21 protein-coding genes are annotated in these 22,000 nt (G+C 60.9%); 6 read left to right on the top strand and 15 right to left on the bottom strand.

All coding sequences use genetic code 11. From position 1 onward, the window contains the following. Positions 1–164 precede the first annotated feature (164 nt). Genes JTJ32_RS06190 through dhaL form a run of 4 tightly spaced genes read left to right on the top strand, consistent with a single transcriptional unit; the run spans position 165 to position 3,753 of the window. Complete coding sequence (locus JTJ32_RS06190) at positions 165–920, top strand: SDR family oxidoreductase (protein ID WP_099230614.1); 756 nt, start codon at positions 165–167, stop codon at positions 918–920. A 27-nt stretch (positions 921–947) separates the two neighbouring features. Next, positions 948–2,063 carry an MDR/zinc-dependent alcohol dehydrogenase-like family protein gene (locus JTJ32_RS06185; RefSeq protein WP_099230612.1) on the top strand — a complete coding sequence of 372 codons (1,116 nt, stop codon included), beginning with the start codon at positions 948–950 and terminating at the stop codon, positions 2,061–2,063. A gap of 40 nt (positions 2,064–2,103) precedes the next feature. Further along, positions 2,104–3,105, top strand: a complete 1,002-nt coding sequence (locus tag JTJ32_RS06180) for a dihydroxyacetone kinase subunit DhaK (RefSeq protein ID WP_099230610.1) — start codon at positions 2,104–2,106, stop codon at positions 3,103–3,105. A 3-nt stretch (positions 3,106–3,108) separates the two neighbouring features. Next, positions 3,109–3,753 (top strand): dihydroxyacetone kinase subunit DhaL, encoded by a 645-nt coding sequence (dhaL, locus tag JTJ32_RS06175; RefSeq protein WP_099230608.1) that lies wholly within the window; start codon positions 3,109–3,111, stop codon positions 3,751–3,753. Positions 3,754–3,823: 70 nt separating this feature from the next. Here dhaL and JTJ32_RS06170 read toward each other — a convergent pair whose 3' ends face one another. The 9 genes from JTJ32_RS06170 to JTJ32_RS06130 all read right to left on the bottom strand — a co-directional run bounded on the left by JTJ32_RS06170 (position 3,824) and on the right by JTJ32_RS06130 (position 13,156). Next, positions 3,824–4,423 carry a peroxidase-related enzyme gene (locus JTJ32_RS06170; protein ID WP_210041426.1) on the bottom strand — a complete coding sequence of 200 codons (600 nt, stop codon included), beginning with the start codon at positions 4,421–4,423 and terminating at the stop codon, positions 3,824–3,826. After that, positions 4,420–4,950 carry a CMD domain-containing protein gene (locus tag JTJ32_RS06165; protein WP_408004576.1) on the bottom strand — a complete coding sequence of 177 codons (531 nt, stop codon included), beginning with the start codon at positions 4,948–4,950 and terminating at the stop codon, positions 4,420–4,422. The genes JTJ32_RS06170 and JTJ32_RS06165 overlap by 4 nt, the downstream gene beginning before the upstream one ends. Positions 4,951–5,016: 66 nt before the next feature. Further along, complete coding sequence (locus tag JTJ32_RS06160) at positions 5,017–6,582, bottom strand: ABC transporter substrate-binding protein (RefSeq protein WP_210041425.1); 1,566 nt, start codon at positions 6,580–6,582, stop codon at positions 5,017–5,019. Between the two features lie 57 nt (positions 6,583–6,639). After that, a complete protein-coding gene (locus tag JTJ32_RS06155) occupies positions 6,640–7,653 on the bottom strand; it encodes an ABC transporter ATP-binding protein (RefSeq protein ID WP_184322770.1) in 1,014 nt (337 codons plus the stop codon). Further along, positions 7,643–8,647, bottom strand: coding sequence for an ABC transporter ATP-binding protein (locus tag JTJ32_RS06150; RefSeq protein ID WP_210041424.1), 1,005 nt, complete (start codon positions 8,645–8,647; stop codon positions 7,643–7,645). Before JTJ32_RS06150 ends, JTJ32_RS06155 begins: the two co-directional genes overlap by 11 nt. Next, entirely contained in the window at positions 8,644–9,564 is a 921-nt protein-coding gene (locus JTJ32_RS06145; RefSeq protein WP_210041423.1) for an ABC transporter permease, read from the bottom strand. Before JTJ32_RS06145 ends, JTJ32_RS06150 begins: the two co-directional genes overlap by 4 nt. Further along, entirely contained in the window at positions 9,561–10,535 is a 975-nt protein-coding gene (locus JTJ32_RS06140; protein ID WP_210041422.1) for an ABC transporter permease, read from the bottom strand. Before JTJ32_RS06140 ends, JTJ32_RS06145 begins: the two co-directional genes overlap by 4 nt. Beyond that, positions 10,532–11,992, bottom strand: coding sequence for a SidA/IucD/PvdA family monooxygenase (locus JTJ32_RS06135; RefSeq protein WP_184322774.1), 1,461 nt, complete (start codon positions 11,990–11,992; stop codon positions 10,532–10,534). The genes JTJ32_RS06140 and JTJ32_RS06135 overlap by 4 nt, the downstream gene beginning before the upstream one ends. 213 nt (positions 11,993–12,205) lie before the next feature. Then, on the bottom strand, positions 12,206–13,156 hold the full coding sequence (locus tag JTJ32_RS06130) for a LysR family transcriptional regulator (RefSeq protein WP_210041421.1): 951 nt from the start codon (positions 13,154–13,156) through the stop codon (positions 12,206–12,208). A 205-nt stretch (positions 13,157–13,361) separates the two neighbouring features. Here JTJ32_RS06130 and JTJ32_RS06125 point away from each other — a divergent pair, with 205 nt between their 5' ends. Continuing rightward, on the top strand, positions 13,362–13,898 hold the full coding sequence (locus JTJ32_RS06125; protein WP_184322776.1) for a sterol desaturase family protein: 537 nt from the start codon (positions 13,362–13,364) through the stop codon (positions 13,896–13,898). On the opposite strand, the gene crtB is transcribed toward JTJ32_RS06125, so the two are convergent. From crtB to fni, 5 genes are read right to left on the bottom strand one after another with little or no spacing between them, the layout of a single operon-like run. Further along, entirely contained in the window at positions 13,828–14,781 is a 954-nt protein-coding gene (crtB, locus tag JTJ32_RS06120) for a 15-cis-phytoene synthase CrtB (RefSeq protein ID WP_210041420.1), read from the bottom strand. The genes JTJ32_RS06125 and crtB overlap by 71 nt on opposite strands. After that, positions 14,778–16,268 (bottom strand): phytoene desaturase, encoded by a 1,491-nt coding sequence (locus JTJ32_RS06115; protein ID WP_099230584.1) that lies wholly within the window; start codon positions 16,266–16,268, stop codon positions 14,778–14,780. The genes crtB and JTJ32_RS06115 overlap by 4 nt, the downstream gene beginning before the upstream one ends. Then, entirely contained in the window at positions 16,265–17,431 is a 1,167-nt protein-coding gene (gene crtY, locus JTJ32_RS06110; protein WP_099230582.1) for a lycopene beta-cyclase CrtY, read from the bottom strand. The genes JTJ32_RS06115 and crtY overlap by 4 nt, the downstream gene beginning before the upstream one ends. Next, on the bottom strand, positions 17,421–18,701 hold the full coding sequence (locus JTJ32_RS06105) for a glycosyltransferase (RefSeq protein WP_099230580.1): 1,281 nt from the start codon (positions 18,699–18,701) through the stop codon (positions 17,421–17,423). The genes crtY and JTJ32_RS06105 overlap by 11 nt, the downstream gene beginning before the upstream one ends. Then, on the bottom strand, positions 18,698–19,747 hold the full coding sequence (gene fni, locus JTJ32_RS06100; protein ID WP_210041419.1) for a type 2 isopentenyl-diphosphate Delta-isomerase: 1,050 nt from the start codon (positions 19,745–19,747) through the stop codon (positions 18,698–18,700). Before fni ends, JTJ32_RS06105 begins: the two co-directional genes overlap by 4 nt. A gap of 172 nt (positions 19,748–19,919) precedes the next feature. On the opposite strand from fni, the gene JTJ32_RS06095 reads away from it, so the two are divergent. After that, positions 19,920–20,816: a polyprenyl synthetase family protein gene (locus JTJ32_RS06095; RefSeq protein WP_236059202.1), complete on the top strand. Its 897-nt coding sequence runs from the start codon at positions 19,920–19,922 to the stop codon at positions 20,814–20,816. Here JTJ32_RS06095 and JTJ32_RS06090 read toward each other — a convergent pair. Then, positions 20,788–21,879, bottom strand: a complete 1,092-nt coding sequence (locus tag JTJ32_RS06090; RefSeq protein WP_210041418.1) for a GGDEF domain-containing protein — start codon at positions 21,877–21,879, stop codon at positions 20,788–20,790. The genes JTJ32_RS06095 and JTJ32_RS06090 overlap by 29 nt on opposite strands. Positions 21,880–22,000 lie beyond the last annotated feature (121 nt).

The following is a 22,000-nucleotide window of genomic DNA, read 5'->3' as shown; positions in this document are numbered from 1 at the left end:
GCGATGGCGTCAGCCCAGTCTCTGATGTGCAGCATCAAAAAACGCATCGCCGGCAAGCCGCCTCCCACAGTCCGTTGGCTGCGACACGATGTGGGTCTAGCAATGAGTAGTCGGTGTGGCAACGCGCACAGGCAGATAAAACCCTTTACACAGGAGTCATGTTCATGTCTGGATTCTGGAATCAGGCTTTCGACCTTAGCGGCAAATGCGCCGTCATCACGGGCGGCGCGGCCGGAATCGGTTTGGCCTGTGCCAGCTTGCTGGTCGAGCGCGGTGCGCGGGTTGCGTTGCTTGATCGTGACCCTGCGGTGGTTGAAGTCGCCGCAAGCCTGGGCGATGGCCATCTCGGTATCGCCGTCGACCTGCGTCAGCTCGATCAGGTGCAACGCAGCGTAGACAACGCCTTTGAGCACTTCAATCGTCTCGATTACCTGATCAACAGTGCAGGCGTTGCCCTGTTGGACAAGGCCGTCGATGTCAGCGAGGACGCATGGGACACCACGCTGGATATCAATCTCAAGGCCAGCTTCTTCGTTGCCCAGGCCTGCGCCCGACACATGCTCGCCCAAGGCAGCGGGCGCATCGTCAATCTGGCGTCACAGGCTGCTGTCATCGGTCTGGACCGTCATGTCGCGTACTGCGCCAGCAAGGCTGCGGTGGTCGGCATGACCAAGGTACTGGCCATGGAGTGGGCGCCGCACATCAACGTCAATGCCATCTCCCCCACCATCGTCGAAACCGCGCTGGGCAAGAAAGCCTGGGCAGGCGAGCTGGGTGAAAAGGCCAAATTGCAGATTCCGGCGGGCCGCTTCGCTCAGCCGGAAGAAATTGCCGGGCTGGCGCTGTACCTGCTCAGCGACGTCGCCGCCATGATCACCGGAGAGAACGTGGTGATCGACGGTGGCTACAGCATTCAGTAACCCCATTTCTGTCGTGAGGTTTTCGTCATGTCCACCGCTACCGAACGCACCGCCGAACAACTTTCTCCCGTGATTCCCGCCACCATGCAGGCGGTGGTCTGTCATGGCCCGGAGGATTACCGGCTTGAAACGGTCGACGTCCCGACGCCTGGCCCGGACGAGATCCTGACCAAGGTCGAGCTGTGCGGAATCTGCATGGGCGACATTAAAACCTATCGAGGCGCACCATCGTTCTGGGGCGATGCCGAGCAGCCGCGCTACGTCAAACCGCCGATGATTCCCGGTCACGAGTTCGTCTGTCGCGTGGTTGCCCTCGGCCCGGGTGCGGAAAAGCGCGGTGTGAAGATCGGCGACAGAGTGATTTCCGAACAGATCGTGCCGTGCTGGGGCTGCCGCTTCTGCAACCACGGGCAGTACTGGATGTGTCAGAAGCATGACCTTTACGGCTTCCAGAATAATGTTCAGGGCGCCATGGCCCAGTACATGATCTTTACCAGGGAAGGCATCATTCACAAAGTGCCGGACTCCATTGCACCGGACGAAGCCATTCTGATCGAGCCGCTGGCCTGCTCGCTGCATGCGGCGGAGCGCGCCAATGTCGATTTCGATGACGTGGTGGTGGTTGCCGGGGCCGGAACGCTGGGTCTGGGCATCATCGGCGCGGTGCGCATGCGCAACCCGAAAAAGCTCATCGTTCTGGACATGAAACCCGAGCGCGCCGCCCTCGCCCTGCGCATGGGCGCGGATGAAGTATGGAACCCGGCCGAGGTCGATGTACTGGCAAAGATCAGGGACATCACCGAAGGCTACGGCTGCGACATCTATATAGAAGCCACCGGGCACCATAAAGCCGTCAATCAGGGCCTGGCGATGCTGCGCAAACTGGGTCGTTTCGTTGAATTCAGTGTGTTCAACGACGAGGCCACGGTAGATTGGTCAATCATCGGCGACCGCAAGGAACTGGACGTGCTGGGCTCACATCTGGGTCCCTACATGTACCCACGCGCCATCGATTTCATTGGCAATCGCAAGATCGACATGCGAGACGTGGTCACCCACAAATTCCCCCTCGCCGATTTCAAGGAAGCCTTCGCCGTGATGGAACGCGGCGACAAGTCGCTGAAAGTGGTGCTGGAACCGTAACACGTACGCTCCTTATAAAAAGAACACAGGAAACCGCGTTATGAATCGAGTCATCAACGATCCCGACCAAGTGGTCGAGGACATGCTGCGCGGCATTCTGGCCGCGCATTCCGAGCTGTCCCAAGGCACCAGCAACCCCAGGGTCATCAGCAAAACCACGCCTTCACCCCACGGCCGGGTCGGCATCGTCACCGGCGGAGGTTCGGGTCACGAGCCGGCTTTTCTCGGCTATGTCGGCCCCGGCCTTGTCGATGCCGTGGCAGTCGGCGAGATTTTCTCTTCTCCGACGGCCAAGAGTTTCTTCGATGCCTTCCGCGCAGCGGATCGCGGCGCTGGCGTGGCCTGCCTGTATGGCAACTACGCCGGCGACAACATGAACGTAAAGCTGGCGATGAAAATGGCGGCCAGCAAGGATCTGCAGATTCGCACCGTGGTTGCCAACGACGACGTGGCCTCGGCCCCCAAAGCCGACATTGCCAAGCGTCGCGGCGTGGCCGGGGAAATCTTCATGTGGAAGACCGGCGGCGCTGCCGCAGCGCTGGGCTACGACCTGGACGGCGTGATCCGTGTGGCTCAGAAAGCCGTCGATCAGTGCCGCTCCATCGGTATCGGCCTTACGCCCTGTACCATCGCGGCAGTCGGCAAGCCCAACTTCCAGATTCCGGACGGCCAGATGGAGCTGGGTATCGGCCACCACGGCGAACCCGGCATTGAAGTCATCCCCATCGAATCCGCCGCAGCCATGGCCGAGCGCATGCTGGCACCGATTCTCGCTGACCGGGATTTCAATCAGGACGACAGCGTTGTGGTGCTGGTCTCGGGACTTGGCGCAACGCCGGTCATGGAGCTGTACATTTTCTACGCAGAAGTCGAGCGCCAGCTCAAGGCGCGGGGCTTGAACATTCATCGCTGCTACGTCGGCAATTACTTCACGTCTCTGGAAATGATGGGCGTGACTCTGACCCTGCTGGGCCTGGACGCCGAGCTGAAAACCCTGATCGACCACCCTTGCCGCTCCATCGGCATGACCCAGGCGGAGTGAACCATGAGCCAGCATTTTTCCTCTCGTGACGGCAGCGCCATCGTCACCGATCTGGTCGCGGTGATCGTGGCCAACCGTGAATACCTCAGTGAAGTCGACGGTGCCATCGGTGACGGCGACCACGGCATCAACATGGCCAAGGGCTTTGCCCATTGCGGACGCAGCATCGAGGGTCGACAACTGACCCTCGCCGAAGCACTCGACGAGCTTACGCTAAGCCTGATGGAAGGCATCGGCGGCTCCATGGGCCCGCTGTACGGCAGCCTGTTCATTGGCATGGCCGATGAAGTACGCGGCAGCGAGCAGATCGACGCAGCGACGTTCGCTCACCTGCTGCGCGGCGGGCTGACCTCCTTGCAGGACATCACTGAAGCCGGTGTAGGCGACAAGTGTCTGATGGACACCTTGATTCCAGCGGTCGAAGCTTTCGAACAGGCCCATGCCTCGGGCGCTTCGTTCAACGACGCGCTGGAAGCCATGAAACGCGCGGCTTCACAGGGACGCGACTCGACCAGGGACCTGATGGCAAAAATCGGCCGCGCCAGCCGCCTGGGCGAACGCTCGATTGGCGTGCTGGATGCAGGCGCGGTGTCGTGTTGCCTGATCCTGACCCGGCTGGCGGATTCGGTGCAGCCCAGGCTGGTGTAGTTCCGGCGCCGGAACAAGCCCCGGCGCATCGCTGCAACGGGTCAGGCAGAGGCATGATGAGGCTGGGTTATCAGCCTTCTGAACGCGCCTCGGGATAAACCGGCTCCCCCAGATTCAGCATCAACCGATTGGCCCAGGCAAAAATCGAAATCGCGTGAATCAGGTCCAGCAGCTGCGCATCGTCCAGCCCTTGCTCACGCAACGCTTGAATGTGGCCAGCATTGAGCGACTCAGGCTCAAGCGTCAAGTCGATGGCGAACTGGACGATAGCGCGCTCACGATCAGTGGTGCCTGCCGTCGCCGGGTCGGCGAATACCTGGGCGATGACGTCGTTACGCTTGGCAAGTTGCTCGAAGCGTTGTGCGTGCACAGAAGCGCAGTACACACAGCGATTGATCCGCGACACCACGGTGCTGGCCAGCTCGCGCTCGGCGCGGGACAGGCCGCCCGGCGCGTACATGATGGCGTTGAACGCCTGGGAGCGCTGGCGAAGAATGGCGGGATGATGGGCCAGGGTCAGGTAGTAATCCGAGGTCTTGGCCTGCGGATGGCTTTCTTCAAGCACGGCGAGCTGTTCCGGCGTTGCGCCGTTCAGCTCGACTGTAGGCAGCCAGGCTTTCCAGCCCAGCACCTGATTGGTGAAACCATTGCTTTCGATAAGCTCGCTCATTGGGCTGCTCCGGCAGAGTGCAGCGCGCCGAGACCTGCGGCCAGACGCACTTGATAGGACATGAATGCAATCAACTGCGCGAGCACGACGATTTCGGCGGTGCTCAGCCCTTCGTGCTGCAACGTCAGCAGCGCAGCCTGATCGCCATGCACCGGCGACTCGATCAAAGTACGGGTGAAACGCAGAATCGCCGCGAGCCGCGCATCATCCAGCACATCAATGGCCCCCGCATCGATGTCGGCCAGTACCGGGGCTTTTATTCCCAGCGCCTGCAATTGCTTCAGATAATGCGTGCTCAGATTGGCCTGTTCGCCAAGCTTTGCGGCGTAATAGGCCACCCACAGGCGCTCGCCCAGTGACAGGTCGTTATCCAGTGCCGGGTCGAAAAACAGGTCCTGACTGCCCTGGGTGGCCGAAGCGACTTTGTCGCGGGCATGGCGAACCTTGTGCAAATGGCTGCCTGGCTCGATGTTCAACAGGCTGTCGAGCAGGTCAGGCTGAGGGGTGGTGTCAGTCGTCAGGATCATGGGCATTCTCAACGTCGGTATGGCCTTCGCATCGCGATTGAAATAGCGACGCGAAGGCGTGAAAAATCAGGGTTGTTCGGTGACCATGGTGGCGGCCGTGCGGTCGCTGACCAGTGGCTCGACTTTCAGCCCTTTGCGCGCCGCCCAGATGTTCTGGTAATGGAACAGCGGAATGATCCCCACGTCATCGCTGACCACCTTGACCGAGTCCTGAAGAATCTTGCGGCGTCTGGCTTCATCGAATTCGGCGGTCGAATCTGCAAGCGCCTTGTCCACGACCGGGTTGCTGTAATGGCCCCAGTTGGACGCGCCCTGCCCCTTGGCGCTGTCGACGGTGGTCAGGATATTGGTCAGCGCATAAGCCGCCTCACCCGTGCCGTTTCCCCAGGCGATCACACTGATCGCCAGCTCGTTCTTGTTGGCCTTGCCGGCATAAACCGCCCATGGCAGCACTTCCAGCTGGACCTTGACGCCGATGCGCGACCAGAACTGCGCGACGGCCTGCATGACCTCCGGCGCCTGCGGGTAGCGGTCACCGGGGACATGGACAGTCAACTGAAAGCCTTCGGGAAAGCCCGCCTGCGCCAGCAGATCCTTGGCCTGCTTCGGGTCATACGGGATGTTCTTCACGTCCGGGTTATAGCCGAAGGTATTGGCTGGCATCCACTGATTGGCCTCGGTCACAGTGCCTTGCATGATGCGTTCGTTGATGGCCTGACGGTTGATGGCCAGTGACAGCGCCCTGCGCACACGAACGTCCAGCAACGGGTTTTCGGGCAGCGGCTTGCCCGCGTTGTCACGAATGAACTCATTGGGACCGGCGCGAAAACTTGGCTGAATCAGCAGCGCACGCAAGCCCTGATCGGCATAAACCTTGACCGTCGGCGTCTGGCGCAGACGCTCCACATCCGTTGGCGAGACCTTGTCGATCACATCCACGTCGCCTGCCAGCAATGCCGCGGTGCGGTTGGCCGCATTGGCGATGAAACGGTAGTCGACCTTGTCCCAGATCGGCTTCGGGCCCCAGTAGGCATCGTTGCGCTCGAAAACCGTCCGGTCGCCAGGCACAAAGGACACGAAGCGATAAGGCCCGGTCCCGATCATGGCCTTGCCGGAGTTGTAGTCGGCGCTGCTGGCGTTGGCGCCTGCGTGGCGGCTGACGATGTAGATCGAATCGACGTCCGGCAGCAGGTTGGCGTTGGGCAGGCGGGTCTTGATGATCAGCGTGTGATCGTCCTTGGCAGTAACGGAAGCGACGGTGCGCGTCGCCCCGGCGTAAGACGCCACGCTGCCCGGCACATTGCGGGCGCGCTCGAACGAGAACACCAGATCGTCAGCGGTCAGCGGCTGACCGTCCTGCCATTTGACGTCGTCACGCAGGTCGAACTCCCACGTGGTGTCATCGACCACTTTCCAGCTTTTCGCCAGCCCCGGCAGGGTCTTGTCATCGCGGCGGCTGACCAGCGACTCAAACGCATGCAGGGCAACCGAACGGTCTCCAGCGTAGTTGTTCAGTTGTGGATCAAGGGATGAAATCGGGTCGGCATAGCCGATACGCAGCCCCTGCGCGACCGCACTGCCTGCGGCCAGAACAAGGGCTGAAGCTAACAGGGAACGAACAAGTGGTTTCATGAGAATTCCTGATACGCAATCATTGGCAAGAGGGAACACGAGCAACTGCGCGCCCGTTCAGAGGTTGTCGTTGAGGTGACACGCGCTCCGGTGGTTCGGCGAAACCTCCCTCAGCGCTGGAACTTCTTCGCGGCAGCGCGCCATGGCGTGCGGGCAACGAGGATGGAAATGACACCCGGCGGGCGGGTTCAGCGGGCTGGGGATTTCCCCTTTGATCGCGTCATATCGGGTACTGCGAATATCGAAACGCGGGATCTGCGCCAGCAGTGCCTGGGTGTACGGATGATTGGCACGGGCGAAAAGGTCATCGACCGATGCAGTCTCGACCACACGGCCCAAGTACATCACCACGACCCGGTCACACAGGTGTTCAACGACACCCAGGTCATGACTGATGAACAGATAGGTCAGGCCCAGCTCATCGCGCAGGTCCATGAACAGGTTGAGAATCTGCGCCTGAATCGAAACATCCAGCGCGGCGACCGACTCATCGCACACCAGCAGTTCAGGCTGCACGGCCAGCGCCCTGGCAATACCGATACGCTGGCGCTGGCCGCCACTGAACTGGTGCGGGTAACGCTGGCGCAGTTGCGGACTGAGACCGGCGCGCTGCAACTGCGCACTGACGTAATCGTCCATGCCTTTGCTGTCGGTCAGGCCATGCAACAGCGCACCTTCGCCGACGATACGGTCGACCCGCAGGCGCGGATTGAGACTCGATGACGGGTCCTGAAAGATCATCTGCACCTTGAGACGCAGCGCCTTGCGCTCGCTGGCGGTCAGGTTGTCGATGGGTTTTCCGTCTACCGAGACAGAGCCTGACGACACCGGCAGCAAGCCGGCAACCATGCGCCCGAGTGTCGACTTGCCACAGCCTGACTCCCCGACCAGCCCGACCACCTCACCACGGGCGATGCGCAGGTCCACGGCATCGACCGCATGGGTGACAGGTCTGGGTCGCGTCAGGTGCAGACGCTGCAGAACGCCCTGGACCGAACGTTGAGCTACCGGTTTGCCGAAGGTTTTGCTGACCCGATGCAGCTCGATCAGGGGAATCAGTTCACTGGACATCGGCAGCTCCCGGATGAAAACAACGAACCGTCTGGCCAGGCGCGATTTCGCGAGGTGCAGGTTCCTGTGCACAGACCGACGACGCCCTTGGGCAACGGGCGGCAAACGCACAGCCTTGCGGCATCGACGACAGATCCGGCGCCATGCCGGGAATCTGCCGCAGGCGCTGCCCTCGCCGGTTACGACTGGGCAGGCTGTCGATCAGCCCCTGGGTGTAAGGGTGTTGCGGGCGGTCCAGCACATCGGCGACCGAACCCTGCTCGACGATGCGTCCGGCGTACATCACCGCCACGTCATCGGCCAGCCCGGCCACCACAGAAAGATCATGGGTGATCCAGATCAGCGATGTGCCCTGCTCCCGGACCAGCCTCTGCACTTCGCTGAGAATCTGCGCCTGAATGGTCACGTCCAGCGCGGTGGTCGGCTCATCGGCAATGATCAGGTCCGGGGCGTGCAACAACGCAATGGCAATCGCCACCCGTTGACGCATGCCGCCGGACAATTGATGCGGATAGGCGCGCAGGCGTTCTTCAGGGCTGGCAATGCCCATCTGTGCCAGCGTGCGGCTGGCGTGCTCACGTGCTTCGCGTCTGCTGACCGAACGGTGCGCACGGACGGCCTCGACCATCTGCGTGTCGACCCGCAGGACAGGATTGAGGGTCATCATCGGGTCCTGAAAGATCATTGCAACCCGATTGCCCTGCACATCGCGCAGCTGCGAGGCCGTGAGTTTCGTCAGGTCACGCCCCTTGAACAGCACCTGGCCTGCACTGATGCGGCCCGGCTCGTCGACCAGTCCGAGAATAGAAAACCCCGTCACGGACTTGCCCGATCCGGATTCACCCACCAGGCCGAGAATCCGTCCTGGTTGCACACTCAATGACACATCACGCACGGCAGGCAACACGCCTGCGCGGGTATGGAACGAGGTGCACAGGCCGCGCACGTCAAGGGTCGGCTGATCAGCCATCGGCGTTGCTTCAAGCTGGCTCATCGCTGCAACCTCGGGTTCAGCACATCGCGCAGACGGTCGCCCACCAGATTGATCGCGACGATGGTGATCAACAGCGCCAGCCCCGGAAACAGGCTGATCCAGTATTCGTTGCTGAGCATGTACTGGAAGCCGTTGGCAATCAGCAGCCCCAGCGACGGCTCGGTGACCGGCACGCCCAGACCGAGAAACGACAGGGTCGCCTCCAGCGTGATGGCACGGGCAATCTGCAATGCGCCGATCACGATCAGTGGCGGCAGGCAGTTGGGCAGAATATGACCGATCACGATGCGCCACGGGCCAATGCCCTGCCCGCGCGCCGCATCGACGTATTCGCGACGGCTTTCAGTCAGGGCCTGGCCCCTTGCAGTGCGGGCGTAATAAGCCCATTCCAGCAACACCAGGGTAAGCATCACATTACCGACGCCCTTGCCCAGCCAGGCGAGGATCATCAAGGCCATGAGGATCACCGGAAATGACAGCAGCAGGTCCACCAGACGCATCAACAGCGCATCGACCCAGCCGCCTGCATATGCAGAGACCAGTCCCAGCAACGTGCCGATCACGGCAGCGATCAGCGCCGAACCAATGCCGACCCACAGGCTGATGCGCAAGCCGTAAATGATCGCCGATACCAGATCGCGCCCTTGTCCGTCCGTGCCCAGCCAATAGGTGTAACCGGTGTCCATGTTCGGACTGCCGGGCGCCATGCGGGCATCCATGACATTCAGTTGCATCAGATCGTAGGGGTTCTGGACCACGATCCAGGGCGCCAGCGCGGCGACCAGAATGATGATCATCAGAATCACCAGCCCCACCAGGGCAGACGGCGACCGAGTGAACTCGACCGCCACGCGCCGCCACGGCGACTGTGCTTGCAGGCCGACACTGACGGTCGACGCCTTGGGAATGGCATTCATCGGGAAGCCTCGACGCGTACGCGTGGATCGAGCAGGTAATACAGGCCGTCGACGATCAGGTTGAGCACCACGAAAATCACCACGACGACCATCAGGTAAGCGACCACCACCGGGCGATCCAGCATGTTGATGCTGTCCAGAATCAGCTTGCCTGCACCGGGCCAGGCAAAGATGCTTTCGGTGACCACCGCGTAGGCAATGGTCGAACCCAGTTCCATGGCCAAGACAGTCACGACGGGGATCATGGTGTTGCGCATGACGTGCATGCACATCACGCGCAACGGCGACAGACCCTTGGCCCGGGCAAATTTGACGAACTCCTGGGGCAGCACCTCGCGTACACCGGCACGAGTCAGCCGCAACACCAGCGAAATCTTGAACAGCGCCAGATTCAACGCGGGCAACAGCAAGTGCTGCAGGCCGTCCAGTGTCAGCCATGACCACTGCACACCCAGCCACTCACGGGTCTCGCCGCGCCCACTGGCGGGCAGCCAGCCCAACGTGATCGAGAACAGCATGATCATCATCAAGGCCACCCAGAACGCCGGCAGCGAGAAGCCGACAATACTGCCCGCCATCAGCAGCCTGGAAACCGGATGATCCGGCCAGGTCCCGGCAAACATGCCCAGCGGCACGCCGATCACCACCGCCAGAAACAGCGCGCTGAAGGCCAGTTCGAAGGTTGCTGGCAGGCGTTGCAGAATCAGGCGCATGGCGTCTTCGTGGTAAACGAAGCTTTGGCCGAGATTGCCGTGCACCGCCCCCTTGAGAAAGATCAGGTATTGCTGCCACAGCGGCTTGTCCAGCCCCAGATGCGCAATCGCCTGCAGACGCTCGGCCTGATTGAGGTCTTCACCCACCAGGATGTCCATCGGATTGCCAATCGCATTAAGGCCGACGAACACCACCAGGGTCATCAGCAGAATCACCAACAGCGACTGTGTCAGCCGACGCAATGCCCAGCCGATCATGAGCGTAACTCGTCGGCATTCGGCTGACTGGCAACCCATTCGTCGCCCAACAGTTCAGGATCGGCATAGTCGCGCATGGCCTGAAAATGCAGCGCCACGTCTTCATTGAACAACTGCCCTACCAGTGCGTGCGCCAGGCGCTTGGAGCCTTCGCTGATGGCCGGAATATCGCCGGACACCGCGCCGTAGCTCAATGCTGCGGGGTAGCTGAAACAATGGATGTGTTCGATTCCGGGGCAGGCACCCGGCTTTTTCTCCTGAAATTCGAAACAGTTGCCCAGATCCGGCAATTGAGCCAGTTCCGCATCCTGTTCATCAGGGCACGCGTTGAATCGGTCCTGCCAGACACGAATGTGCGCTGAAAACGGTGCGAACTCCGGCCTCTGCTCGAAGTCGGTACGAAAGCCTGTGGCAAACACCACGAAATCCGCTTCGATTCGTGCCGAAGGTGTATCCAGCCACACGCCGCCCGCAGGGTTCTGCTCGACACCCACCAGCGGACAACCGAGCAGAAACCGCGCCTTGCCCGAGCTGGAGACCCGCAACGTACTGCCGCGTGGCGGCGGAACCTGTTGGGTGTTGAGGTAATGACGGATTCGCCACTTCCACTCATCCGGCAGGCGCCAGTAGCCATGGACCATACCCGGATTGCCTGCGCCCTTGCCCTTGTTGATGCGCGGCAGCACAGCACGACGAATAAGCAGATCCACCCCCGTCGCGCCCGCTTCCAGCGCAGTCGCGGCGCTGTCCATGGCCGAGGCGCCGCCACCGATCACGGCGACGCGTTTGCCTTCGAACCAGTTGTCCTGCAGGCCGTCAGCGGAGTGAGCCCATAAATGCCTGGGGAGCGACTTCGCGAATTCGGGCACCCACGGACCGCCCAGTCCGTCACGGCCGGTCGCCAGCACTACATGGCGCGCGACAAAGAAAAGTGTCTGGGACGGTGTTTCGACATCCAGCGCAACCAGACCGTCCGATCTGGGCACGACCCGACTGACACGGTGTTCATTGCGCACGTCCAGGTTCAACACCTTGCGGTACCAGCGCAGGTAATCGGCCCATTGCAGGCGCGCAATCTTGTCCAGTGTCGCCCAGCCTTCGGCGCCATACTGCGCTTCGTACCAGGCACGGAAGGTGAGCGCGGGAAGACCGAGCGCCGGGCCGGTGAGCTGTTTGGGCGAGCGCAGGGTTTCCATGCGCGCAGTCGTCGCCCAGGGGCCTTCGTAGCCTGCGGGCGACTGATCGAATATCACGGCGGCCACGCCCAGATGGCGCAGCTCGGCCGCCAACGCAAGTCCCGCCATGCCACCGCCGATGATCGCGACGTCCAGCACGGCTCTGCCCTCACTCTCGCGTGGTTTGACCCACGGGTTGGCAGGCAGGTCCAGCCAGGCCAGGTCCTGACACAAGCGTGTTTCCAGTGCTTCAAGACCTGCGGGGGCATCTACATGGGGCATTGATCGGTACTCGGTAAATGATCGGGCAGACAGCCCGAGCCTTCATTCAACCTTTCAAAATCCATTCCAATAACGAAATAAATGAATTCTTTAAGGGTATGAATGCAAAAAACGAATACTAAAAGGCGTTTTTTATTCCCGCAACGCGAAAAAAAGCATATTGATATTCTTAAATGGCAGGTCGATACGATTTTGAGGGCCGGCTGACCGCTCTCATTCGGCGTAAATGCTCTGCAACAGAGCATCGTGAGCACTGGCTTCATGCATGACCATTTCAGGCAACAGCGCCTTCGCAGCCACGGCGATTTCATCGATCAGCGCAAGGGCCACATCGGAATGCGGGCTGGCGAAGGCCGAAATCAGACCGAAGAAGAACGGGATGTTGCAGGCGATCGGCCGCACCACTACCCCTTGAATCGGCACACCCATGGCCGTGAACGGATCGACCAATGCAATGCCCAGCCCGGCCCTGGCCATCTGCATGGCGATCAGTGACGTGTTGGTGTCGAGCATGTGCGGCAGCTCGCCGCCCGCCTCCTGAAACGCCTTGTCGATGCGTCGACGAAACCGATAGGGGTTGGCCATGGTAATCAGCGTCTGACGCGCCAGCACGTCCAGTGGCAGCACCTCATAGGTCGCCAGGTCGGATTCAGCTGGCAGGACAGCGACGCAAGGTGCCTCGCCGATCCAGTGAATCTCCAGCCCGCGATGCTCCAGCGGCAGGCTTACCGCCCCCAGGTCCGTGGTCTTGGACAGCACCGCCTGCACCACATTTTCCGGCGACATGCTCTGCAGCTGGATTTGCCTTGGCTTCAAGTGCTCCGGCAGCCTGGCCAGCGCGGCCGGCAGCAGCCCGGCGGCCAGCGCGGAAATCGCCACCAGTTTGATCTGATGATTTTCTTCCTCGGCGATGTGCTGCGCGCGCTGGCGAATGTTGCGGATACCCAGCAGCGCACTCTCCACCTCGCCATACATCATGAACGCCTTGTGCGTCGGCGTGACCTTCGGCCCGCTGCGCTCGAACAGCGCAAAACCCAGTTCCTGCTCAAGCTCCTGAATCACCCGGGTGACCGATGGCTGTGAGCGGCCGAGCATCTTGCCAGCGGCCGTGACACTGCCTGCCGACATCACTGCCGCAAAGGCTTCAAGCTGACGCAAATCCATAAACACCCTTGATCGATGCAGATAGTGGCTGGAGCGCATAATGCGCGGCTTTGCCGTTCGAGTGGCGAAAGTCTACACGCAGAGTAGAGCGCACGCGCCTGTGCAGGGTACGATTTGCAGTCCCTGGCGATACCGCCCGAGAGCCCGAACGAACGCCGCCCCGCTGCCACAGTCTCAACCCAGGCAACCCTGGAGGACAAAACGGATGATTTTCAACTCGCTGGTGTTTCTCGCCACGCTGATCGGCATGGAAGGCTTCGCGTTCCTGGCGCACAAGTACGTCATGCATGGCTGGGGATGGGGCTGGCATCGCTCGCACCATGAACCCCGGACCGGCTGGTTCGAGAAGAATGATCTGTATGCGGTGGTTTTCGCGGGCGTTGCGATCGTGCTGATTGCATTGGGCACCGGGGGTTATCACCCGCTGGAGTGGATCGGTGCCGGGATGACGGCCTATGGCCTGCTGTATTTCGTTGCCCACGATGGGCTGGTTCACCGACGTTGGCCGTTCAGCCTTGTGCCTCGCGCAGGCTATGCGAAGCGGCTCTATCAAGCGCACCTGATGCATCATGCGGTGTCCGGCAAGGAACGCTGCGTGTCATTCGGCTTCCTGTACGCGCCTTCAGTGGCAAAACTGAAGGCGCAACTGCGCGAACTGCATGGCGGTCCGCTCAATAGGCACGACGAGGGCGTTTCCAAAGGTCAGGCGGACGTGGAGGATAGCGCTTCCCGCGTGAAATAGTCGCCTGCCAGGCTCCTGCAGCCACCCGTCTGAGCTTGTCCAGTTTCGAGGTCGACTGGCGTGAGTCCCAGGCTTGCGCTCCGGCCTCGCGCACTTTTATTCCAATCTCGCGATAAACACCTCTGGCCGTGGCCACTGCCCAGGCAGAGCGCCACGGCAACCCGGCCAGTCCGGCCTGCGCGCTCTCATAGAAAGGCTCGGCCATGTCCACCAGCCGCCGGGCAAGCACGGCGATCCGCTGGCGATACTCAGGCGCGGCCAGACGGTCACGAGGGATGCCTATTTCAGCCAGCCAGTCGGCTGGCAGATAACAACGCCCAACCGAAGCGTCCTCGACGATGTCCCGGGCAATGTTGGTCAACTGAAACGCCATACCCAGATCGCAGGCCCGGTCCAGGGTCGCATCATCGCTGACGTTCATGACCTGCGCCATCATTAACCCGACGACCCCGGCGACGTGGTAGCAATACTCCAGCGTGTCCTCGATGCTGCGATAGTCCCGTTCATTCACGTCCATCGCAAAACCTGCGAGGTGATCCAGTGCGTAGTCCCGACGAATGCCGTGGCGGTAGACCACGTCCTTGAACGCAGCGAAGGCCGGTGTCTGCGCAGGGATGCCTGCGTAGACGTCATGCGTCCTGGCAATGAGTCCGGCCAGACGTTCACGTACTTCAGCGGGTGAGATGACGGTGGCGTCATGCCCCGCTTCCTGACCATCAATGACATCATCACAATGGCGGCACCATGCGTACAACATCACGGCGCTGCGGCGCGTCAACGGATCAAACAATTTCGAGGCGGCCGCAAAGCTCTTGGAACCCACGGCAATACTCTGTAACGCATGGTCTACAAGCTGCTGATCCTGTGTATCCGGTGCCATCATGCGTGGACGCCCTCCAGCATCAAGCCTGCGGTCGCCTTGGCCGAACCGATCACACCGGGAACCCCTGCGCCCGGATGCGTCCCGGCGCCAACCAGATACACATTGGCCAGATTCGCATCGCGGTTATGAGGCCGGAACCAGGCACTTTGCTGCAGGATCGGCTCCAGCGAGAAGGCCGACCCCAGATGCGCATTCAACTCATCGCGAAAGTCGTTGGGCGTGAAGATCCGGCTGGTCACAAGGTCTTCGCGCAGGCCTGGCATGTAGTACTTCTCCAGGTATTCAAAGATCCGGTCACGGTAGCGCGGCCCTTCGATTTCCCAATCGATAGGCGCATTGCCCAGGTGCGGAACCGGTGACAGCACGTAATGGCTGGAGCAGCCCGGCGGCGCAAGGCTCGGGTCGGTGATGCAGGGGGCGTGCAGGTACAGCGAGAAATCCTCGGCCAGCGCATCGCCCTTGAAGATTTCCTGAATCAGTTCGCGGTAGCGCGGCCCGAAGCAAACAGTGTGGTGCTGCAATTGGGGCTGGGGGCGCTTGAGGCCGAAATGGATCACGAACAGCGAGTTGCTGAACCGCTTGCGCTTGAGCCGGGCGCCCTCCTTCACCCCTCTAGGGTACTGGGCCAGAAGCTCGGCATAGGTGTGCACCACGTCGGCGTTCGAGGCCACGCAGTCGGCGCTTAACACACGCCCATCCCGCAACCGTACGCCAGTGGCGCGTGCGCCGCTGACTTCGATGCTGGCGACTTCGGCATTGAGCTCGATGCGCCCGCCGATGTCCTCGAACAACTTGACCAGACCCTGCACCAGCGCACCCGTGCCACCCTTCGGAAACCAGACGCCCCACTGGCGCTCCAGCGCATGAATCAGGGTGTAAATGGACGATGTGGCAAACGGGTTACCGCCCACCAGCAACGAATGAAACGAGAACGCCTGACGCAGTTTCTCGTCTTCGATGAACTCCGACACTTTGGAGTACACGCTGCGCCAGGCCTGAAGACGCGCCAGTTGCGGACCGGCCTGAATCATGTCGCGAAACGACAGGAACGGCACCGCCCCCAGCTTCAGGTACCCCTCGTTGAACACGGCTTTCGAATACGCCAGAAACCGCTGATAGCCCGCGACGTCCCTGGGGTTGAGCGCGCCGATCTGGCGATCCAGAGAAGCCTGATCGTTTGCGTAATCGAATTGCGTACCGTCCTCCCAGCACAAACGGTAAAACGGCGAGACAGGCAACAGATCGACGTAATCCTTAATCGACTTGCCGGCCGCCGTGAACAGCTCTTCGATGGCCGATGGGTCGGTGATCACCGTAGGACCTGCATCGAAGGTGAAACCCTCGTCTTCATAGACGTAGGCCCTGCCGCCAGGCTTGTCACGCTTTTCAAGCAAGGTCGTCTGCACGCCTGCGGCCTGAAGCCGGATCGCCAGTGCCAGGCCGCCGAAACCGGCGCCGATCACCACGGCGTTTTTTGCTGGGGTCATAAAGAACTCTCGTAATGTCTGGGCAGATAACGTACTGCGGCACGCATGGCTTCGGCGACCGGCACAGGGGGCTTGCCGACCAGCACCCGGACCTTGTCGCGGGCGAGCGTGTCACCGGCGTAAAAGCGGCGAATCAGGTTGTCGGGCAACCCGTAAAAGCGTTGCATCACTTGCCAGCGATCCTGAGGTCGGCCAGCCAGAAAAAGCATGCGGTTGAGCAGCCGGTAGAAACGCTGGCGCTGCCACTGGCTCTGCGCAAACGCGCGAATACCTGCTGCCAGCGACTCGGCATCAAAGTTGTTCTGACGAGTGATCCACTCGGCCAGCCTGACGGCCAATGGCAGCGAGTAGCCTGTGGTGCAGTGAAACAGGCCTGCGCGCAGACCGGAACGCGGCTGACCTGGCTTTTCGTTCCAGAACGCGTTGAAATCCCCGGCCAGCGTAATGGGCAGTACGCCCTGCTCCTCGCGAAGGCAGGACTGAATCGTCCAGCCGTGCTGACGCGCATAATCGGCGATGTGCCGACGCAATTCATCCGGTGAAGACAATTGCCGGTCCACGTAATGGGTGTCCTCGATCAGCAGCGTGTCCCTGGAAAACGGCAATACGTAAACGAAGCGATACCCGCTTTCCTGAGGTACACGGGCATCCATGATGATCGGCATGTCCAGACCGTGGGGGTGCTTCAACTGCAGCAACTGGCCCAGAAATGCCTGTTGTCCGAGCACCAGATGCGGGCTGGGCTGTACGCCACGGCCATCGATCACGGCGCACGCCTGCAGACGTTCGCCGTTGTCGAGCAGTACCGAGTTCGGGCTGACGTCGACAATGCGCGTTCCCGTCATCAGGCTATCGCCCAGCGCAGGCTCGATGACCTGAGCAAACCGCTCGGAAGTCACACTTGCGTAGCCGCTTTCCATCCGCCGCGAGCGCTCTGGGAAATAGACGTCGTAAGCAGGCCAGGTCTTGACCACCAATGGGCGCAACCATTGATGTTGCTCCTGACTCAGGTCGCCGTCATGAAAGGACCAGGTGTGATTGCCGCCCAGTTGCGGCTGCTCCTCGATACAGAGGATCTTCAGCTCGGGCCGACGTTGCTTGAGACGCCAGGCAATCAGCCCGTTGGCCAATCCGCCGCCGGCCAGAATCAGGTCATATGGCATGAACGCCCCCTGCGAATACCGGCTGGCGCGTGCGAAGCACATCTTCGATGATATTCGCGGCCTTGAAGGTTCCGCCTGCCGAATCCAGTTCAGTCGCCAACTGGCGCAGCGGTTTGTCGGAGTGCACGAGCAGATGTTCCAACTGAGCCTGGATTTTTGCCGCTCGGGCGCGACGAGGCAGCTGCTTGCCTAGCCTGTGATAACAGACCCTGGCCGCTACCCCAGGCTGATCGAAAGCAATCGGCATGACGAGCATCGGCGTGCAGGCGGCAATCGCATCCATCACGGTGTTAAGGCCGCCGTGGGTAATCACGACATCGGCCTGCTCCAGCACCCATTGTTGAGGCGCGAATGCCGTGACGCGGACGTCACCCATTTGCCTGAGCGCCTGTTCCTGAGCGGCATCGAGGCCGCCACAGTGAGCGATCAGCAACTGCGCGTTCAGACGCTGACAGGCGATCACCATCTGTTTGAACATCCCCAGCCGCCCTCCCTGCAATGTACCCAGGCTGGCGAAAATGAAGGGCCGATTCGGATCGATGGACCACTCGCCCTGCACCGTCTGAGGCGCAGTTCTCAGCGGGCCTACCGTATGAAAATGCGCAGGCCGGTTTTCACGCGGGAAATCGAAACCGTCCAGCGTCTGGCTGATCTGCGCAAACGGCGACAGGTATTCGTGCATGCCATTACGCGGTGTCACGCCCAACCGATGGGACGCATCGTGCAAGACCTTGCGCAACGGTCGCATCATCCAGTCGTAGACCCGAGTGCTTGCCTCATAGAGGCGTCTGCTGCGTGCATCCGTGCCATAGGCAAACGGCATCACCGGCAACGGCAACTGCGGTTCACGGTTGATCGGCAGTGCGCAGGCCACGGAAACGAATGGCAGACCCAGTGCCTCAGCCACCAGACCGCTGCCCGCTTCCATCTGGTCGCACAGCAGAGCGTCGATGGCTTCGTGCGCCAGTGCGGCAGGCAGTTCGGTACAGAACATGGCCGTTGTCGCGCTCAGATCTCTAATCACCCGGCGCAAGCCCAGCGGGCCGTGCGGTGCGGCGGCCCGGCGCAACGTTCTGGCGAGACTGCCGGGCGGGTGGCTGATGGCGCCCAGGGTATAAAAGCCAATGCGTGGATCGGTCAGCCAGCGATGTGCATCGGCCTGATGGAAAAACGTGACCCGGTGACCGCGCTCGATCAATTCCAGCGCCAGAGCCTGAAACGCCTGAAAATGGCTGTAGAACGCGGGGGCCACTACGCCGAAATGACTCATGAAATGCGCTCGCTCAACGGGAGTGGGTCAAGCAGCCGCGCGCCACGCAATGCGGCCAGATCCCGCGACCCCGTACAGAAGCAGACGATACGCAGCTGGCGAATTATTGTTTCAAAATGTTCAACCACGGCGGAATCCGATTCCAACGCTTCGGTAAGCACACCGGCAGCCTGTCCAACCAGATCGGCTCCCAGACGAATGGCCCGAGCAGCATCGATACCATTACGAATGCCACCGGAAGCGATCAGCGTCGTGTGGGGCAGTGCCTGTCGGACGTTGATCAGGCTTGCGGCCGTCGGTATACCCCAATCCGCAAAGGCCATCGCCACGTCACGATCCGCCGAACGGGTGGCGCGCTCGCCCTCGACCGCAGCCCAACTCGTCCCGCCCTTGCCCGCCACATCCAGCACCTGAACACCATTGGCAACCAGCGAACGCGCGACAGGAACCGACAACCCGGCACCGACCTCCTTGACGATGACCGGCACGCCGACGCTTTCGACCGTACGCCCAATCGCATCCAGTACCCCGCGCCAGTCCTTGTCGCCTTCCGCCTGGACAGCTTCCTGCAAGGGGTTCAGGTGAATAATCAAGGCATTGGCCTGCAACGCATCCACTGCCCGGCGCGCCAGGTCAAGGCCGTCCGCTTCAAGCAACTGCGCAGCGCCGATGTTGCTCAACAGCGGGATATCCGGGGCCAGACGCCTGAGTTCGCGGGTCAGCCCCTGATCGTTGGGGCTGCGCAATCCGACCCGTTGCGACCCGACGCCCATGGCGATCCCCAGCCGCTGCGCGGCCCGGGCCAGATGCCGATTGATCGCTGTGGAGCGCTCGGCACCGCCGGTCATCGAGCTGATCAACAGCGGTGCGCGCAGGGGAATACCCAACAGACTGCTGCTTAAATCAATGTCGCCAAGGTTCAGTTCCGGCAGTGCGCAATGTTCGAAGCGCACTGCGTCAAGGCCTGTATCAGAGCCCGCGCAGCGCTGTTGAAGGACGATATCGAGGTGATCATCCTTGCGTCGACTGAGGTCGATTTTATCCATGACAGCTCCGATTTAGCTGGATCATTTTTCCGAGCGTGTGGTCTCTAGATTCTTGAGGCACTCAGGAGCGGAGGTCGTTCCGTTTGTTTGAAAGTCAGGAAGTGAGCCTGAGACGAGGCAGTTGGACTGTCGAGCCTATATAGCCAGAGTAGAAGCAATGACAAAAATGGAAATGGATGCCTCCCTCCATAATGGCCTGATCGAGCAACTGGCAGACATGCGTGCGCGCATCGAGAAACGCCTGGACGAGTTGTTGCCGCAGGAAGGGAATGAGCGCGACCTGGTCGCGCTGGCGATGCGCGAAGGTACGCTGGCACCCGGTAAACGCGTGCGCCCCATGCTGCTGATGCTGGCCGCCGAGGGGCTGGAGCACTCCGACCGCCAGTCTGGCGATGCATCGCTGGATCTGGGCTGTGCCGTGGAGATGATCCACGCCGCGTCTCTGGTGCTGGATGACATGCCGTGCATGGATAACGCACAGCTGAGGCGTGGACGCCCTACCGTCCACCTGAAATTCGGTCAGGACGTGGCAATCCTCGCAGCGATTGCGCTGCTGAGCCGGGCATTTGGCGTGGTTGCCGCGATCAATGAGGTGCCACCCTCGAACCGTACCCGGATCGTTGAAATTCTCGCCGATACAGTCGGCATGCAAGGGTTGGTTCGCGGACAGTATCAGGACCTGCGTGAAGGTCAGCGCAGCCGCTGTGCCGAGGAGATTGCCCTGACCAATCGACTCAAGACCGGCGTTCTGTTCGGCGCCATCATGGACATGGCGTGGCTGATCAGCAGCGCTGACGAGTCTGTACGGTTTGAGTTGCAGGGTTTTGCCACGGAGCTGGGTCACGCCTTCCAGTTGTACGACGATCTACAGGACGAGGCGCTCGACAACGCCAAGGATCAAGGCAAGGACAAGGGCAAGTCCACGTTCGTGTCACTTTATGGTCAGCAGAAAGTGGCCGAGCAGCTTCATGCCCATCTGTCGATGGCAGAAAAACACCTCGACAAGGCCTACGGGGGGGCGCAAACCATCAGCGCCTACCTCAAGCTGGTCTTTCTGAAGGCGCTGTAACACACATCACCTGTTCGGCCGTCATCACTCGATTTCGGCCCTGCTCCTTTCCCTGATACAGCAATGCATCCGCGCGATTGAGCGCAACCTGAAAAGCCTCGCCCGGATGGATCACCGCTGTCGCCAGCGTCGCCGTCACGTCCAGCCTGCGGGTATCGATGTGCCCTGCTTCCTCTCTGATGCGCGCCCAGATACGTTCGGCCACCTTATGCGTGTCGGCCAGTGAGGTATCGGGCATAAGCACCAGAAATTCTTCGCCGCCCCAGCGGGCAGCCATGTCGTCGTGACGCACACACGCGCTGATGATGCCAGCAACGCGTTGCAGGATGAGGTCGCCGGACTCGTGGCCATGAAGGTCGTTGATCTGCTTGAAATGATCGATGTCGAGCAATATCAGCGAAGCAGAAAGCCCTTCGCGTTGCGATTCCATCTGCCGCACGCGATGCAGGATTCTTCGGCGCGTGTAAAGATTGGTGAGGCTGTCCCGATTGGCAATATGGAACAGGCTCAGTTGCATCGAAGAGGTAAAGCGAACCGACAATGCCGTCGCATAGATCGACAGCGACGTTGCGATCAGTACATTTGCGATGCCGAAAATGTCCAGAACCTCTCTGCTCAGCCCGGACGAGAGCCCCATGTAGCGGCGAAATGCGAAGCAGCCGACAGCCGCCATCAGGATCGACAGGCTGTAGACCAACCGCCTGAACGTGGCCAGTTGAAAGGTAAAGGCGATGATCGGCACGACGCAGAACAGGTAGAAGCTGAAATTGCTGTCCCAGCCCAACACCCAGGTTGCCAGAATGGCGTGACCGATGATCTCAAGGCTCATCCACTGACCTGCCTGCCGGTAACGGCGACGCCGTATCAGGTACAGGCAATTGATGTAGATCAGCGTGCTCAGCAGGTTGGCGCCCCAGAGAATGGTGACGTTCAGAGCGATGAACAGGCCGAACAGAACAAAATGGATCAGAAGCGCGACGTACACGATAGGGATGATGTGTTTCCAGAACTGGACAGCAGTCTCCTTGAAGAGCTGGGAACGGTCATCGGCGGAGAGGATCATCACGTTATCTCGAAAGTGCAGGTTGAATACGACCGTGGTGTATCAAGACGTGATTCATGTCGTATTGTCGGCATGAACACGCTGCGCTTGATGCGTACAGCAACAAAAATTGTCGTTGCAA

The organism is Pseudomonas alliivorans, assembly GCF_017826695.1.
Lineage (GTDB): Bacteria > Pseudomonadota > Gammaproteobacteria > Pseudomonadales > Pseudomonadaceae > Aquipseudomonas > Aquipseudomonas alliivorans.
This window is presented reverse-complemented; position numbering and strand designations above follow the sequence as displayed.